This window comes from Pseudomonas asturiensis, from assembly GCF_900143095.1.
Classification (GTDB): domain Bacteria; phylum Pseudomonadota; class Gammaproteobacteria; order Pseudomonadales; family Pseudomonadaceae; genus Aquipseudomonas; species Aquipseudomonas asturiensis.
Window position 1 is genome coordinate 73,710 of the sequence record NZ_FRDA01000013.1, and the last position, 16,555, is coordinate 90,264.

Sequence of the window (16,555 nt, forward strand, 5' to 3'; positions counted from 1 at the left end):
GCGTCACTTCGTGACACATGTCTGCCATTCATATGAATATAATCATGTTTTTTAACCAGCGCTCAGAACCCTTTCCACGGTAGGGAAGTCGTAGTCAGATGAGCGTGCATCAACGCGGACATTATTCTGGGAGTCATGGCGTGTCGGAAAACAAAACCCGTGTCGACAATACGGCGACTGGAAGCATTTCCCATAAAGGGAAAGACATTTTTTTCGCGGCCGTAGAAACGACGCGCATGCCGATGATAGTGACCGATCCCAACACCCACGATAACCCCATCATTTTTGCCAACAAAGCATTTCTGGAGATGACCGGGTATCGTTCCGATGAAATCGTCGGATCGAACTGTCGCTTCTTGCAAGGTCCGGACACAGATCCTGCGGTGGTCGAGACCATTCGCAACGCGATTCGGGATCGTGTCGACATCTCGACCGAAATCCTCAACTATCGCAAGGATGGTTCATCGTTCTGGAATGCATTGTTTATATCGCCCGTTTATAACGATGCCGGCGATCTGGTGTATTTCTTTGCCTCGCAACTGGATATCAGCCGACGCCGGGATGCTGAAGATGCATTGCGTCAGGCGCAGAAGATGGAGGCCCTCGGGCAATTGACCGGCGGTATTGCCCACGACTTCAACAACCTGCTGCAGGTCATGGGCGGTTATATCGACTTGATAGGCAGCGCCGCCGAAAAACCTTCGATCGACGTGTCTCGGGTACAGCGCAGCGTTCACCACGCCAAATCGGCTGTAGAACGCGCCAGTACTTTGACCAAGCAACTGCTTGCGTTCGCCCGCAAGCAAAAGCTGCACGGGCGGGTGCTCAATCTCAATGGTCTGATTTCTACCACTGAACCCTTGATCGAGCGAACCTTTGGTCCTGAAGTGGTGATCGAGACAGACCTGGATCCTGCGCTCAAGAATTGCCGAATCGATCCGACCCAGGCTGAGGTCGCGCTGTTGAACATTTTTATCAACGCGCGTGATGCCCTGATCGGCAGACCTGAACCCAAGGTGTTCATCGAGACACGTAACCTGGTGGTCGATGAACTGGCCAACATGTCTTATGACGGTCTGCTGCCTGGCCGCTATGTCAGCATCGCCGTGACCGATAACGGGATCGGTATGCCCGCCAGCATTCGTGACCGGGTTATGGACCCGTTCTTCACAACAAAGGAGGAGGGCAAGGGGTCGGGATTGGGCCTGTCCATGGTATATGGCTTTGCCAAGCAATCCGGTGGCGCAGCGCGTATATACACCGAAGAGGGTGTCGGCACGACATTGCGTCTGTATTTCCCTGTCGATGAGGCCACGATTACCCACAGCGAATCGAGCCAGGCGCTGGAGCAGCGGCAACGTTTAGGCTCCAGCGAGAGGATTCTCATCGTTGAGGACCGGCCGGATGTCGCCGAGCTGGCGAAGATGGTGCTGGACGATTATGGCTACACCTCAGACATCGTGCTCAACGCACGTGAAGCGTTGAAAAAATTCGAGTCCGGCGCCACCTACGATTTGTTGTTCACTGATCTGATCATGCCCGGCGGTATGAACGGCGTCATGCTGGCGCGTGAAGTGAAACGCCGTTATCCCAAGATAAAAGTACTTCTTACGACAGGCTATGCCGAGAGTTCGATCGAGCGAACCGACATCGGCGGATCCGAGTTCGATGTGGTCTCCAAGCCCTGCATGCCCCATGACTTGGCCAGGAAGGTGCGGCAAGTTCTGGACGGGCCTAACGGCGTTGCCTGATCTTCCACCATCGAGGTGATTCCAGAGCGCCCGTATTTGTCTCTATACTGGCGCGCTTGCCGTTATCGTGTGCAAGAACCCGTCTTTCAGGAAGAACGAAAATGAAGAAGTCGCTGATCTGTTTTGCCGTGCTTGCCACCACTGCCGTGACTGTTACGAGTGTGCAGGCTGCCGGTTGTGGTAATCCTCGCAATGCGTTTGACACTGTCTACTGTGCAGGCAACCTGTTTTCCCAGGCTGACAAATCACTGAATCAGACTTATTCCGACCTGCGTAAACAACTGCCGGCGGATCAGCAGAACACGCTCAAGAAATCACAGCTGAGCTGGATAAAGGATCGCGACGCCAAGTGCAGCCGTGAGGAAAATAACGGGTACTTTGTCAACCTCGATTGCGCCGTCACCATGACTCAGAATCGTTCCGATTTCCTGAAGGAACGTCAGCGTGAGTGCAGTTCGACCGGGTGCGAGGCAAGTAAGCTGGCCGAATAAGGCTGCTGATGACATTCGGTGATCAGCCCGATCACCGAATGGCGTCGCCTGTTATCCCTGTTAGACGTGGATGTTGGTATTCACGCTTGATCGGTCGCTGAAGGTCAGTGAACTGTTAGAGAAAAGACCCTCAGGTGTTTAAAAGCGAAACGTTCTGTTTAAGCGTTGTGCCCTGATCTTTTGAACTGTCTGGGTCACAGCAGCTTATGCCTGCAGTGTCCAGTAATCTTCAATGACCGTAAGGCGTTTATATAACGTTTTTTTGCGCTGTGTTGCAATAACGGACATCAGACAACCTGATTCTCATCTATAGAAACGCTCTCATATAACGTGGCGCGCCTGCCATCAGGGGGCCGTTGGAACGTGCCTGAGCCGTTACGTTCCGTTATCAGTAACTGTTATTCGTAGAGTAATTACTCTGCAAAAAAACCTATAAAAAATATTAAACTTCTTGAATTGCCTTTGGGTCATTAAAGCGTACGCCAAATACTTTAGCGTGTTCTGCCACTGACTCGAAGGACTACCACTATGATTCGCGATGACCGTATCGCTCCAGGCACCCCTGTCTATCATGACACTCATGCCACGGCACCTTTGCTGAAACGTATATCCTGGAGTGCGATTCTGGCCGGTGTGGTACTGGCCATGGTTGTTTCCTTATTGTTGAGTTTGTTGGGCACGGCCATCGGCACTGCCAGTATCGATCCGATGCAAGAAGCCAATCCCATGTCAGGCATTGGCACAGGTGCTGGCATCTGGGTTGTAGTCAGTTCGGTCATCTCGCTGTTCGTGGGTGGCTGGGCCGCAGGTCGTCTGGCCCAGCGTGAAGGCGCTTTCCATGGTCTGTTGGTATGGGCAAGCGTCTCGCTGATCACTGTGTACCTGGTGAGCAGTGCTGTCACTGGCGTGGTGCGTGGTGGCTTGAATCTGGCGGGGAGCGGCATGTCGGCTTTGGGCAGCGGCATCGCTCAGGTTGCTCCGGCACTGGGCGGCAAGATCCAGGACCAGCTTCGCGATCAGGGTATCGACTTCAACCTGAATGATATTCAGGGTGAAATCGAAAAGGCCATGCGTCAGACCGGCAAAGCCGAGCTGAACCCGGACGCTATCAAGCAGGAAGCTCAGGCGACCCAGCAAGATGCGCAGAATACGGCTGAGCGCAGCGCTCAAAACCCACAACAGGCAGATGAGCAATTGGGCGGTCTGATGGATCGCATCAAGGCCAAGGGTGACCAGGCTTGGGATGCGGCTGATCGCCAGGCACTGGTCAATCTGATCAAGGCGCGCGGCAACAAGACGGATGCTGAAGCCAACCAGATCGTTGATCAGGCACAGGCTAGCTACCGTCAGGCTTACGCCAAGTATCAGGAGCTGAAAGCTCAAGCTGAACAGAAAGCCCGTGAAGCGGCTGAAGTGGCTGCCAAGCGCGTATCGCAAGGCGCATGGATTCTGCTGATTACGCTGGTGATCTCGGGTCTGGTTGCTGCCGGTGCAGGCGTACTGGGTCGTCGTACTCAGCCACCTGCGAAAATCGTTTCAGCGGTGTAATTACGTCGTTTGGCTGATCGATTGAAGAGGGGGGACGTCTATCGTCCCCCTTTTTTTACGTTTTAAAACGACAACCTTGCGGGACAAGATGACCTCATCACATGGATCTGTGCGGCCAGTATTTGTCGACGTAGCTCTGGATCTCATGCCGCATGAATGCCCCAGACTGATCGGCGCGTTCTTCCCAGCCGAACACGCATGCGGTCACAATGCCGTCGAAGCCAACCTTGGCCAGAGACGAAAAGAACACGTCCCAATCGATTTCTCCCTGATACATGTCCATGTGCTGATGCACGGTCACTTTGGCGCCCGGTGGATTAACGATGTAGCGTAACCCCGAAGACGCTTTGTGGTTCCAGGTATCGGCGACATGAACATGAGCGATCATGGGGCCTGCCTCGGCAATCATCTTCGCCATGTCATCGCCAAAGAAGAACGTGTGAGGCGCACAGTAAAGAAACCTGACATTGTTGGAACCGATGTTTTTCAGCATGTCCAACGCCGGTTGCAAGGTCTCGCACCAATCTTCAGGGTGAGGCTCGATAGGGATCCAGCGCTATTTTCATTGTTGTTCTCCAGGGGGATAAACCTTGAGCAGTCCGTACTGACGTGCAGGCTTCGCGCAGCGTTGCAGCCAACGCACATCGGCACTGGTTGTTTTCGAATTAGAGGAGGGTGCTGATAACCCGCTTCCGGATCCTAGGTCGGTACGTGTGTCGCTGCTATAGTTCGATCAAGAAAACTGTCAAAACCTTTCATCAATGTGCGAGGGGCTTTCATTACATGTCAGAGCACAAAGGCGACTTACGCCGCCCGACCATGGTGGATGTTGCGCGAGAAGCCGGGGTCAGCCTGTCAACAGTTGATCGTGTGCTCAATCTGCGCGCCACCGTACGCGTCGACACGGCCCAGCGCATTTCAGCCGCAGCGCAACGCCTTGGCTTTCATGCTCGTAGCGTCATTGAGCAGCGCCTGCAACACAGCCGTCCTACGGTACGACTGGGGTTTTTACTGCAGAAAAGTGGCATAGCGTTCTATCAAGGCCTGGCGCAGGCGTTGGCGGATGCCGCGGCCGTCAGCACCGCTGCCCGCGTTCGGGTGATGATCGGTTATCTGGATGATTTGAACCCGCGAGTCGTGGCTCAGCGCATTGTTGCGCTGGGTCAGGATGTTGATGCACTGGGCATCGTGGCCGCCGACCATCTTGAGGTACAAGACGCAGTCGCCGAGCTTGGCCGCCGCGGCGTTCCGGTGCTTGCGATGATTTCTGAACTGGGAAGCCATGCAGGCGCTGGTTTCGTGGGGGTAGACAGTCGCCGAATGGGGCGGGTGGCGGGTTGGTTCATCAGTCGGCTGGCTGAGCGTCCTGGTCCTGTGGCCGTGATGGTCGGAAGCCAGCGGTTCCAGTGTCAAGAACTGTGCGAGCTGAGTTTCCAGAGCTACATGGCCGAATCAGCTGGCGACTGGGAGCTATTGGCTTCGCGCCTGACGCTGGAGGACGAAGAGTTTGCACGGGGTAACACGCTGGATCTGCTGACTGCGTGCCCGGATCTCGCGGGGCTTTATGTGGCGGGAGGCGGTATAGAAGGTGTCATCAGTGCGTTGGAGGAGTTGCGCAATCGTCGCGTACGTTTGCCAACAGTGGTGTGCCATGACGTCACGAACCTGACTCGCGACGCGCTACAGACCGGACTGGTGCAGGCCGTGCTGTCGCATCCGGTAGAAACGCTTGCCAGACGGGCGACGCAAATGCTGGTCGAGGCTGTCGGTACGGCAATGCCACCAGGTCGGGTTTTGCTGTCATTACAGACAGACGTTGTCGAGAGCGTTTGAACATGGGGTGCTGTGAGCTTGTGGGACAGGGAAGGGGCAGGGGCTGCCGCCGCTGTTTCATCCGGTCAAATGCGATCAGCGATTTCTTTAACGAGGGTCTTCGTAGGCACGCGGAGGGTATAGCGCTAAATGCCCATGGACTGCTGAATATATAACTAAACTAAATGACTGTTTAGTTGAGTTATCAGTAATTTTTATGATGCTATGGGGGGAAGGATAGTGTAAACGCTGTTTTTCGGAAATGCCCTTCAGCTTGCGCTTCCTTATCCGGATAGGTTCGACAAGGATATACAGTGACAATGCGGTGTTCATTACAACCTTTAAGACTTAAGGAGTGCAGTCATGCCCATCTATCTGGCCGCTGATCAGACATTGAACGTAGGACAGGCGCTTGTTGTGGAAGCCCCGGCCCAGGAAGGCAACTTTGTCGTCGTATTCGAAGATGATGAAATCACCGGGTACTTTTACGCACTTGTCCCAAAGGGTGAGGAAAATCCGATTCAGGATGCGCTGCATATCTACAACGTGGCAGACGTCATTGATCGCGACAAGCCATCGAACGTCAGGATCGGCTGGTCCATGGACCATACCAAGGCGGTTCTGTTAATCAACGATCAGCCTCATGCGGTGTTCGATTTCCAGGCCCGGCAAGGCTATTGCCGCACAGGGTGTCCGTCACCGGCCGGTAAAAGCTGGTCGGCCAAAGGGCACGACTGGGACGATAACGCGCTCAAGTTGTTTGCCTGACCGCAGAGCCGTCTGGTATGGCCAGGCGGACCTCCGGACACGTCAAAGGCCCTTCATGCAGTTGCGCACATCGTCATCGATCAGGTTGTCTGGCTTTATGCATTCGCGCAGGGATTTCTTGTCTGCAGCCTTATCGAGGTCATGCGAATTTGTAAGTGACGTATTCGCTTTGTCACGACACTGAGGTGCCTGACTCAAACTGGTGCCAGCCAGAATGTCGCACGCAAAAGCGTTAGTCAGCGTGTGAATGTGTTTGCCGAGGGGTTTGGTGATCTCTGTGATTGAGCTCGCCGACCACGCAAGCGAACTGAAACAGACAGAGACGAGTACCACGGTGCGTTTCATGATTCATCCTTGAACGAGAGCTGGCGGTGGTTGCTGTCGATCATCCAGAGGCTTGCAGATGGTGTCACTGAGCGATTGCGGAGCTTGAATTGAGCTGTCCCAGCGTCCGCACGGATAACCTCAATGACCGCATAATGTATATTATGTTAAATTGTATCTGTTTGTAACGTGGCAGTGTTGTCACCAACCCTATGAAGTACCTGGAACTAAAGATCTAAATTACGGCCCAGTAAAGATCTAAATTGGGGAATAAATCCCCGATTTAGATCTTTAAGTGCTCTGAAGTAACAATAGCCCTAGATTCCCTCTCAAGCGCCGAATCTGGACGATGTACGCCTTAAACACCGATTCCTTCAAATTTCCGACAGCTTTTCCCTCTCTTTACGCTCTAGCTTGCATTTACTTCCAAACCTCGCAGATCTATCCATTTGGATGAGAGAAAGCGTGAAATCTCGTTGGCCTACACGTCTACGCAACCATACAGCCGACGAGACTTGTAAAAAGTATAGTCCATGGCTGATGCTTGCGATCCCCGCGTGAGGGCTCAAGTTACATGTATGCCCAGACCTGAGTTTTACGTCAAAAATTCATGCTTTAGCATCAGGATTCCTTCAAAGTCACATGCCGTAGCACCAAACTTCCTTCAAATCGTATGCCGTAGCCTTCGTTTCTCTTCAAAACCGCATGCCTTAGCATCAATTTCTCTTCCGGTAAGGATTATCAAATTAGTATTTCCGGTCGGAAGTTTGGTGAGATTTTCAACCCAGCGGGCTCTCCCGACAGCGATCCCTCAAGTCTCTTTGCCGAGGCAAGCAAGCGAAACCCGTTCAGCAGCGTGCCGAAGTCCACCAAATGGATCCCGTTGTATTGCCTAGCCGCTTCTCGGTAACCTATGTAGGCAGCTGCTTCATCCACGTTCGCTGGCATGAGCCCGGCAACCACGACGCGCCGCGGTTTTTGGATCTGTCCCGGAATATCAGGCCGCAGCTTTCGACCTTCCTCTATCGCAGATGCCAACTCGGGATGGGGTTTCAACCTTCCTGGCGGCTCCCCAGAACCTTGTAGGTCAGAATCACCAATACGATCTGGGCTGTCACGTATCATGAGCGTCGCATGAGGCGACCTCACAGTCAGCACCAACGCTTCATGCCCGTAAATGATTGGGCTCCCGACAGCGGATTTGGGTTGCGCACCCAGCGGCGGATCCAGCACACCGCAGTCCGGATGCTGCAAGCATTTGACGACCAAATCGATGTTATGGCTCAGGAACGATTGCCACTCGGTTGCGCTGAGGTTTTGCGCCAGCATTATTTGATAATGGTGGATCATGCGGTATAGCTCGCCCCGATCCATCGATTCCCGCATTGCCTTGAAGTCTTCTGGCATCCCCAGAGGCAAGTCCCGAATGTATGCTTGCAGTGTCGCTAGATAATCTCGCTCGGCTTCACTAAACCCACTGAGATAATGACCCCCACGGTCACCAGAATGTTTGAGAACAGGAGCTAGCTTTTCCACAATTTCTTCGTAAATGTATGACCTGCGTGACCCCTCTTTTTGACGGTTCCAAAAATCATCGCCAGTGTTGAACGCCGTCCTGAGATCATTTAGGGTTTTTTCCGAAACGCACACCACGTTCTCGCGTCTGAACAGGTCGCCTTCGAAATGTATTTCAATGGTATCGACACTCTTGTCGATCTGAAGCGCGCTAAGTACCGCGTTGAAGGATGCCTTGAACCCTAGCCCCTTGGCGCAGGTATTGAAAATCCCGGAGTCGAATACGCGTTCGATGTGAGACACCACCGAGCTAGTTTCGCTTGGCAGTGGCCCAGCAAAGGGTTTTGGAAGCCGATATACGATGCGAGGGTAAGGCTTCCTCTGCCGCGTATATTCTGAGATGAAGCGGGGGTTGATGACTGTTGGCCACGTCTCGATTCGGTCTGCAAAAATCCTCGCAAGCACATGCGAGTCTCCGCCCGATGAGCTATTTGTAGGGTGTTCGCCGGCCGTCGAAGACGGCACTGATAGCTCGACGTAAAAAGCTCGATTCACGACCCCTTTTCGGATACTAGGCTCTGGCAAGCTCTTCGCCCGTTCTCGCTGTTGCTTCTTCGTTTGGGAAGACTCATCACTGCCATCTTTCACGCGCCGCTCCCTTAGCCTGGAAGGCTGACTAAGCATCATCACGGCACCAAGCGCCGGATATCTCAAATATTGCGCGAGTAGCTAATAACTTTCAGCGCCTCATAACGGGGGATCGGATCGTGTCGCCGAACCGCCACGTACCCCAATCAAGCTGTTTCACGGTCACCTGAAAGTAAATTTGTCGAAACGATTTCGTATATAGCTGCCCCATGGATTGGCCATCGGGGAGTAGAATTATGAGGATAGTTCTCAGCAGTGCTCCGTCAAGTTAGAGCGATGAAAAAGTTATGAATTCCTGCTCGCCACTGACCAGGTTCTCGGATCTCGCTAGTTAGTAAACTCAGTGTACTATTCTTGAAATGGAGTCAATAACGCAGGCAAACTAATCGCCACTGCAGGTTTGTAGATTTCTTCTGCAACGCATCGAGGGTGAAATATCATCATTCTGATCAAAAGTTTCGCTTTGAAGCCTCGCGGCTGGACTTCCTTGGTCGGCGTTGAGGACAAATGCCAGACTGTAAAAGCCCTAAACGGTTATCTTCCAGTTACAGATCACAAGCGCTTCATCAGCGCATCCAGCTTTCTCTTTACTCCAATCTTCGAATAACGCTGTCGGCTTCCACGCTGGGTTATCGTCCGCCCCCAACGCTCGAGATCCAATCACTGCGGCCAAAATCCTTTCCAATTCGGACACGGAGCATGCAACCTTCAGCATGGCCTCGGCAGTTAAAATCACGTCCGTATAGTTGGTTGAGCTCAGCAAGGCTGCATCCGCGGCGTCTTCATCCACCAAAGCCCCGTCAGCACCGCAACGGTACTTGCCTCCGACTGAAACCTTGCCCACCAACTGCATCAACTTCTCATCAAACCCAATACGCTCAAAGGCACTCTGCGGGGGTAACCGCGAAAAGCTCCACGCCTTCTTTGAGGTCAAACAAAGAGAGGCTATGCAAATCCTTATTCGGCCATCAGCTGTCAGCCGGGCCTTTGGTTCCACCCGAACAGCATTTTCTACCAGGTCAATCAGTACTTAGCTGCCCTCTCCTTCCTTCCAGTGCCCGCCACGATTACCATCCGGGGGAGGCAGTCTATAGGGAGGCATTGGAGCCTCCCGCCACGCGAAGAGTAATATTGCCAACGGCAGCAGGGTTGGGTGACGGTTCACCACTGGCTATCACAAAATTCGACCAATCATGGGTACGTGGCCGGTGAGCATCGTCTGCTATTCGGTGCGAATCGGGGCATTCATCATTGAGGAGCAAGGATGTATTTCACCTTCGCGAGACCGGATCTGTTTGGGCCAATGCGCACATTTGGGCGCGGCATCGCCGTCGCGCCTGGCAATCATTTAACAGAACAACGGGCTGTACTCCTAGTAAAGACGTCGAAGGAAATCATACTGACGGCTCGCTCTCGGAAGGAGCTGAAGTGGTACCTGGCTCCCGTTGAGGTTGAGGGTACGCACGCTCTGGCTCTGATCTCTGCATTTTTTGACGATCCGGATAATCCCCTCGCTATCACTACACCGTTAGTCCCAAGTGATTCCCTATGCTCAACGTTGGCTGACCTACCAGACGAATTCGATGTGTGCTTTCTCGATGAACACAACAGGGAGCAGCTCAGCTGTCGAGCGTCCGCATCACTCGCATACTTGCGGGCGAAAATTCGAGACCTGCCGGCGCTCTGTGACCCTGATGCTCACATGATGATTGATCAAGCCGAGCTATGGTTCTCTTTACGTACTGATTTAAATGACCGCGAAGCATTTCCCGTTCTGCTTGGTGAGGAGCTGTTCCCTAGCGATTTCGTGTATTTCGATCTGCGTGAAGATCGACACGCATTCCATGGATCATCCGGGTTTTCGACTAACACGTTGGTTCGCCCTGAGCCTGGCCCTTATCAGGAACGGGATATCGTGTTTCTCCTGCAACGGGTGTTCTCAGCCAAAGAAATCATTCATGGCCCGATCAAGCCTAGCGACAACGAAGAGCTTGTCGACGTCGCCGTTCTGGGCGGCGAAGTAAATCTCTTTCTCCAGGCTAAGGACAGCCCCAATACGGAAGCGATGATTAATAGATCGTTGGACAGAAAACGCCGGGTATCGCTCAACCAGCTCGTTGGAGGGTTATCCCAGCTTGGCGGTGCTTTCTCGACGGCTCTGCGGGCGCCGGTTCAGCAACTGAGACTGTCAACCGGTGCAAGTATCCAGGTCGATTTTTCTGACAAGCCAATGCTGGGTATAGTGATCGTGAAGGAGCTCTTCACCGACATGTATGATGCGTACAGCGAGCGCGCTCTGGCTTTCATGGATAAGCATCAGATTCCTGTGGTGTTCTTCGACTACTCCGAGCTGGAGGTACTTACGCGTCGGTGTGAGACTGAGGCGGCCTTCCTTTCGGCATGCCATGCCGTATTTCGGTTTGCTGTCGAAAACGGCGAATATCCAAAACTGCGATTTTAGGAGAGGCTCTAATGAACTTTTGCCCTTCCATTCGCGTGTAAAGTGGCGTCATAGCTAGGCCGATCACGGGGCGTTCGATAAAGCCGAGTGGCCGACTGCGTCCATAGGCTCGCGCACAAGCAAATACTAAGAATATTAGGATCGCTATTACCAAGATGGAACCACTAGTGCTCAGTACTTACGCCAAAGGTGATCTCTTTGAGGAGCAGGTTTTCCAATTCCTGAGTCGCGAGATCGGTGAAGGGCGATTTTTTTGCCGACCTGAGCATTGCCGGATATTCAGGAAGCGGCGCTATTACTCTCGCGATCGAGAAGACGATATCGTTTTTGACATCGCCATAGAGATCTTCATTCCTGGCCAACCTAAGCCGTCAATGATCGTCCTTGTCGAATGTAAGCATTATACGGGCACCGTTCCGGTTGGGGATATTGAGGAGTTTGGTGCCAAGATCCGCCAAGTCACAGGACTCAATGCAAAAGGGATATTCGTATCGGCAAGCGCCTTCCAGTCCGGCACGATCAACATCGCCAGGAATCAGGGTTTCGGTGTTATTCGGTATTTTCCAGACGAAGGCTTCCAGTGGGAGCTGGCTCGTGCTCTGCTCACGGGAGTCAGAAATGCGTCATCGCGAAAGCGCGCTGAAATTGAGTACGCTCTGACCCACCCGGGCTTCCGTCCGACTCTCACGGGAGCTTATGCTGTCACCCCTGGGGGCTACACCAATGCTTGGGAGGGGGTCTGGACAGGGCTGGATTTGGCTAGCAGTTTTGATCCGGCCATATTGGAAATCATTCGGCCCCCTCACCTTCCAGTCCTTAGAGTCGGCTATATCTCTAAGAGATCAATTGAAAATCTGTCAGACCAGGTTTTGCGATCTACCGGTTATACAAGGGGGGTAGTAGATCTGGAAGCCGTAGTCACTAGTGCGACAACGTCTAGCGCCTTGACCGTCAGCTACGTAGATGAGCCAGATGGTGCTTTAGGTAGGATCACCTTTGCCCCTTTGGACATAAAAATCAATTCTCGCGACAACACAGCCCCGATGACCCGGTTCACGCTTGCTCACGAGCTGGGGCACTATTATCTCGATCACGGCCGCTACATTGCGCGGGAGAGCCTACGTTCAGGGGACATTGATCAGCTTGAGCGCATCGCAGTCCCCAAGAGCGAATTGGAACGCCTCGAATGGCAAGCGAATACATTTGCGTCTTACCTACTGATGCCTGAACGGCATTTTCTCGAAGCTTTCTCGCTTCTGGTTGAGCACCACGATATTCGCAACCGAGGACATGGCGCCCTTTTTCTCGATGACCAGCGTGACAACATCAGAAATTACCACCTAGTACTCGACGCACTGAGCCGCTATTTTGCGGTTTCTAAAAGCGCCGCGGCCATCCGTTTGCGGGGTCTTGGAGTATTAGTAGAAGCCTGATCCAGCGTAGGTTATTCAGTGGCGCGGATGGCTCGTGGCGGACGAGGAGCCATCTCCGCGGGCGAAAGTGACTTGCATAGCCCGCTTCTTCAGTAGCACCCTAGCCTAGATAGGATGCAGCATCGGGCTTTTTATGGCCAAACTGTCGAGCTGGTGGGCTAAAGTCCCGAGCGCCCGGCCCGCTGTTAAAGACCAAGCCATGCCAGCGACTTTTCCTAGCTACCTATCGACGAGCCTATATGGAACGACATCTTTACCGCTTCCGGACAGCGGAGCGCTTATTGGGGACTGAGGCTACTGACATCAAGAAAGCCCTGCCGGGCGAGCTAGAAAATCTTGAGATTTATTTTGCCCCACCTGAACAACTCAATGATCCCCTAGAAGGCTACAAAGAAATCTACTGGGCAGGCGATGAGATCATATGGAGAAACTTCTTCAGGCACTACCTCCTGGTGCTAGCGCTCAGAAGTTGGGACTTGGATGAAGCGGTGCGACTCGGAACGCCCCTGCCAAAAAATCTTCCCATAGAGCAGTACCCCGCCAACCTACGTGGAGCTTTCCAAGCCGGGTACCAAGAGATGGATGCGCTGATCGGCGGCTGCGATGTCATCCAAGGCTATGTACGCGCTCTATCAAAGAATGAAGCGAAGCACTACAGGCCAGAGGTGTCGTTCTACCTTGCGACCTTACACACTCGCTTGTTGTCCACCGTGCTGCTAGTCAACTTCAAGCACGGACTGTCTGGTGTGTACCCCGACCAGACGTCCGAAAATTCGCTAGGTGATCGCGACCTGCACCTACAGGCCATTTCTAACATAGAAGCTCAGGATGGCACGCTTCGAGACGCTGGCTCGTATGAAAAAATGGCGTTACTTAATGCGACATACGCCATTAGAACCGCGCACGTTATGCCAGGCGGTCACATCGGGGCACGTGAATTAATCACAACTTTCGTGCCCCACTACCTTGATCAGATCGAACGATTGATGCACCCGCAATGGTATGTCGCCTGCTTTATGAAAGAGTGCAGTAACTCGGCGATTTGGGGTAGCTATGGTGATAATCATAGGGGAATCTGTTTGAGATATCGCGTTCTCGGCGACGCGCCCTCAATGACCATGGAAATGAATAAGCCAGACGGCAGAGGATACAACGGTATCTTTCACAGCTTCCAAAACATGGGCTTTAAAGAGGTGTTTTATGATCGAGAATTTTCAGAGATCGACTTCTTCAGATTCCTCGGCAACGTTTCGAATGAAGCCCTGAGTGGCTTCTGGTACAGCGATGCCCAAGGAAATCTCAGCAGCAAAAGCGAGTGGTTGAGATCCCACTCGAATGAGCTCTGGATGGAGCACCACGAAAATCTCGATTTCGCGCTGACGTCCAAGCTTCCTCAATGGGGATCAGAAAAAGAATATCGCTTGGTGCTGAGTTCCTACCTCGATATTTCCGACAAAAAGCACCGGATTCTCAAGTACCGTTTTACAAGCCTGGATGGCCTGATTTTTGGCATCAAGACTCCGCTGGAAGACAAGCTGAAATGCATCCGAATAATCAGAGCCCACTGCGAGCGAGAAGACATTGAGTCGTTCAATTTCTATCAGGCTTACTACGATCCGCAGACTAAATCTATCGAGCATGGATTGCTACCGATCACCCTCTATGAAGCTGATCCTGAGTCCGAAGAGCCGTCAGACCGAGAAGCTTTGTAACGTTGCAGTACCTATGAACACTGCCCCATTTTCAAGGTGATGGGCGACTTGTGAGAGCCGGCTTCTTGCTTATTACAAAAGAGCCGTTTGTCCTTAGGTCTCACCAGACGCCGACGTCTTTTGGTTTGACGCCCTAATGGGGTAGCCTACGGCTTACCCCAGCACATCCTGCCTCTATATGTGTGGCGAACACAGTCACCCGGCCGATTCCGACACTTGCTCATCCCAAGTCTCAAGGACAAACGCCGCGATAGTGTGCGCTGCGTGGACGGCAAGTCTTGCATGCCTAGGTTTAAGCTTGTATGGGCGCTTCACCGGCCCGTGTGCTGTGCTGCCGTGCGTACGCAACGCCCCTATCCCATTTACAGTGGCCATGATCCCACTGATGATCTCCTGAAGATCTCGCTCTTCGACAAGAGACGCATCCAAGCCGAGGTCGATTTTAACAACCTTCCACACCGCCTGGAGATCCTGCTTGGCAGGCATACTTAGGTGAGTATGTTCCTCGATGTAGATCTTGAATACAGTTTCGAGAATGTTGCATGCGGCGGATACAGCTTCACGGGGACTCGCCGTCACATTTTTCAGTGCTCGGTCGAACTCGAAATCTATAACCTCAATATTCCGCGCCTTGACCAGCTCTGCCAGAGATTTAGTAGCGAGTCCTTGGCCGAAGGACAATATCCCTCCCGAGCTGTAGGTGAATCCGGCCCTGGCCAAGCTGTCCCGGATCCTCTTCACCCTAGTTTTTTGAGCCACGATGGCTTCTTCTGTCTGCCAAAAACTTGGACTTGGGTCAGCCGGTTCCATGTATTTTTCGATGATGCGTCCAACGACGGAAAACGAACGGTCGCCGCACTCTTTATTAATGCGGCGAAGCCATTCAAGTGCCTTTACAGCCTTGCTTCCGTCAGGCGGATCACCGGGTGCCTCAGCATACATGAACAGGCTATCCAAGCTCGCATGCGTCTCTGTCTCAGACACAGCGTCAGCGACAGCAGCCAAAACGTACGCAGGTATCGGGAGCTTATCCATTAGCCAGTTATCTCGTAGGGCGTGCGTTCGATTCTACCTGAGCGCCGGTGAGGTCACTACCATCGATGATCGACTCAACAGCCGCGTAGGCCCTGCAGATTGACTTACCGCGCCGTGCGCTGAAGATTCATACATTGAGAGTTGCGCTGACTTTTGCTCCATAGGCACCATGGCAAGAACAAGAATAATAAGGAGCGCATTTCATGTCACAAGCCATATTTACCTTTCGCACAATCACATCGCGAAAAGGCGATCATGAAATTGCCGATTACACCCTCGACAAAAAATGAGAGCCGTCACATCAGCAAATTCTAAGCGCTTGGCTATCCGTACGGCTCGAAGCTGATGGAGTTACTACAGCTTGGCTGCTCGCGAACACCTATCCCAAGACGATTCGCCAGCGGTATGGCGACGTGCTTGAGCGCACAGTTCGCGAGCTGACCGGCGAGCCCTGCATTGACCTGCAGGAAGCGGAGCTCGATCGCCAGGCGATCTGTACGTCTCGAATGTTCGGGGAGCGCGTGACGACGCTTGAGGCCATGCGGGAGGCCGTGGCCAGCTACATGCACCGAGCGACTCAGAAACTTCGCAAGCAACAGTCGCTGACCGCGGTGTTCCGCGTCGCCGTACTCACATCACCATTCGTTGATGGGCCAAAGTACGCAAACTCGGTGACGTGCTATCCGCCCTACCCGACCGACGATGTGCTGCTTTTGACCCGCGCGGCAATGGAGGGATTGGAGGGATTGGAGGTCATTTGGCGTGATGGGTACCGATACAGCAAGGCAGAGATCCTGCTGATGGATCTGCGCAAGCGAGGCGAGTTCACAGGAGACCTGTTTACCCCTTCACAACCAGCCAGGTCGGACGAGCTGATGCGAGTCTCGGATCGTATCAACATGAAGTTTGGCAAGAATGCTCTGCACTCTGGACGGATGCCTCTAGACGCCACATGGGCCATTAAGCGAGAGATGATGAGCCAGAGCTACACCACCAGTATCCACCACCTGATGCGTTTCCATGCGATCTAGTCGCACGCTTATGTCCATGAAGGCCG

At 53.1% G+C, this 16,555-nt stretch carries 14 protein-coding genes; 9 read left to right on the forward strand and 5 right to left on the reverse strand.

Features of this window, described 5'->3' with window-relative positions:
* Positions 1-140: 140 nt before the first annotated feature.
* The 3 genes from BUB69_RS20515 (at position 141) to BUB69_RS20525 (ending at position 3,790) form a co-directional block, all read left to right on the forward strand.
* Complete coding sequence (locus BUB69_RS20515; protein WP_073170079.1) at positions 141-1,751, forward strand: hybrid sensor histidine kinase/response regulator; 1,611 nt, start codon at positions 141-143, stop codon at positions 1,749-1,751.
* 101 nt (positions 1,752-1,852) lie between these two features.
* Positions 1,853-2,242, forward strand: a complete 390-nt coding sequence (locus BUB69_RS20520; protein ID WP_073169934.1) for a lysozyme inhibitor LprI family protein — start codon at positions 1,853-1,855, stop codon at positions 2,240-2,242.
* Between the two features lie 528 nt (positions 2,243-2,770).
* Positions 2,771-3,790 carry a hypothetical protein gene (locus BUB69_RS20525; RefSeq protein ID WP_073169936.1) on the forward strand — a complete coding sequence of 340 codons (1,020 nt, stop codon included), beginning with the start codon at positions 2,771-2,773 and terminating at the stop codon, positions 3,788-3,790.
* A 97-nt stretch (positions 3,791-3,887) separates the two neighbouring features.
* On the opposite strand, the gene BUB69_RS20530 is transcribed toward BUB69_RS20525, so the two are convergent.
* A complete protein-coding gene (locus tag BUB69_RS20530; protein ID WP_342744062.1) occupies positions 3,888-4,340 on the reverse strand; it encodes a sugar phosphate isomerase/epimerase family protein in 453 nt (150 codons plus the stop codon).
* A gap of 233 nt (positions 4,341-4,573) precedes the next feature.
* Between BUB69_RS20530 and BUB69_RS20535 the strand changes: the two genes are divergently transcribed.
* Together BUB69_RS20535 and BUB69_RS20540 are read left to right on the forward strand one after the other, a co-directional pair.
* Positions 4,574-5,623, forward strand: coding sequence for a LacI family DNA-binding transcriptional regulator (locus BUB69_RS20535; RefSeq protein WP_073169938.1), 1,050 nt, complete (start codon positions 4,574-4,576; stop codon positions 5,621-5,623).
* A gap of 342 nt (positions 5,624-5,965) precedes the next feature.
* Positions 5,966-6,370: a DUF2251 domain-containing protein gene (locus tag BUB69_RS20540; RefSeq protein WP_073169940.1), complete on the forward strand. Its 405-nt coding sequence runs from the start codon at positions 5,966-5,968 to the stop codon at positions 6,368-6,370.
* A 42-nt stretch (positions 6,371-6,412) separates the two neighbouring features.
* Here BUB69_RS20540 and BUB69_RS20545 read toward each other — a convergent pair whose 3' ends face one another.
* The 3 genes from BUB69_RS20545 to BUB69_RS20555 all read right to left on the reverse strand — a co-directional run bounded on the left by BUB69_RS20545 (position 6,413) and on the right by BUB69_RS20555 (position 9,710).
* Positions 6,413-6,715: a hypothetical protein gene (locus BUB69_RS20545; protein WP_084537143.1), complete on the reverse strand. Its 303-nt coding sequence runs from the start codon at positions 6,713-6,715 to the stop codon at positions 6,413-6,415.
* Between the two features lie 720 nt (positions 6,716-7,435).
* A complete protein-coding gene (locus BUB69_RS20550) occupies positions 7,436-8,857 on the reverse strand; it encodes a hypothetical protein (protein ID WP_141121883.1) in 1,422 nt (473 codons plus the stop codon).
* Positions 8,858-9,383: 526 nt separating this feature from the next.
* Entirely contained in the window at positions 9,384-9,710 is a 327-nt protein-coding gene (locus BUB69_RS20555) for a hypothetical protein (RefSeq protein WP_245825307.1), read from the reverse strand.
* A gap of 411 nt (positions 9,711-10,121) precedes the next feature.
* On the opposite strand from BUB69_RS20555, the gene BUB69_RS29185 reads away from it, so the two are divergent.
* The 3 genes from BUB69_RS29185 to BUB69_RS20570 all read left to right on the forward strand — a co-directional run bounded on the left by BUB69_RS29185 (position 10,122) and on the right by BUB69_RS20570 (position 14,463).
* Positions 10,122-11,318, forward strand: coding sequence for a hypothetical protein (locus BUB69_RS29185; protein WP_245825308.1), 1,197 nt, complete (start codon positions 10,122-10,124; stop codon positions 11,316-11,318).
* A 167-nt stretch (positions 11,319-11,485) separates the two neighbouring features.
* Positions 11,486-12,751: an ImmA/IrrE family metallo-endopeptidase gene (locus BUB69_RS20565; protein ID WP_245825309.1), complete on the forward strand. Its 1,266-nt coding sequence runs from the start codon at positions 11,486-11,488 to the stop codon at positions 12,749-12,751.
* A gap of 239 nt (positions 12,752-12,990) precedes the next feature.
* Positions 12,991-14,463, forward strand: a complete 1,473-nt coding sequence (locus BUB69_RS20570) for a DUF2971 domain-containing protein (RefSeq protein WP_073169946.1) — start codon at positions 12,991-12,993, stop codon at positions 14,461-14,463.
* Between the two features lie 195 nt (positions 14,464-14,658).
* Here BUB69_RS20570 and BUB69_RS20575 read toward each other — a convergent pair whose 3' ends face one another.
* Complete coding sequence (locus tag BUB69_RS20575; protein ID WP_073169948.1) at positions 14,659-15,498, reverse strand: abortive infection family protein; 840 nt, start codon at positions 15,496-15,498, stop codon at positions 14,659-14,661.
* A 413-nt stretch (positions 15,499-15,911) separates the two neighbouring features.
* On the opposite strand from BUB69_RS20575, the gene BUB69_RS20580 reads away from it, so the two are divergent.
* The gene (locus BUB69_RS20580) at positions 15,912-16,529 is read left to right on the forward strand and encodes a DinB/UmuC family translesion DNA polymerase (RefSeq protein ID WP_073169950.1); all 618 of its coding nucleotides are present in this window, start codon (positions 15,912-15,914) and stop codon (positions 16,527-16,529) included.
* The last annotated feature ends 26 nt before the right edge of the window (positions 16,530-16,555 follow it).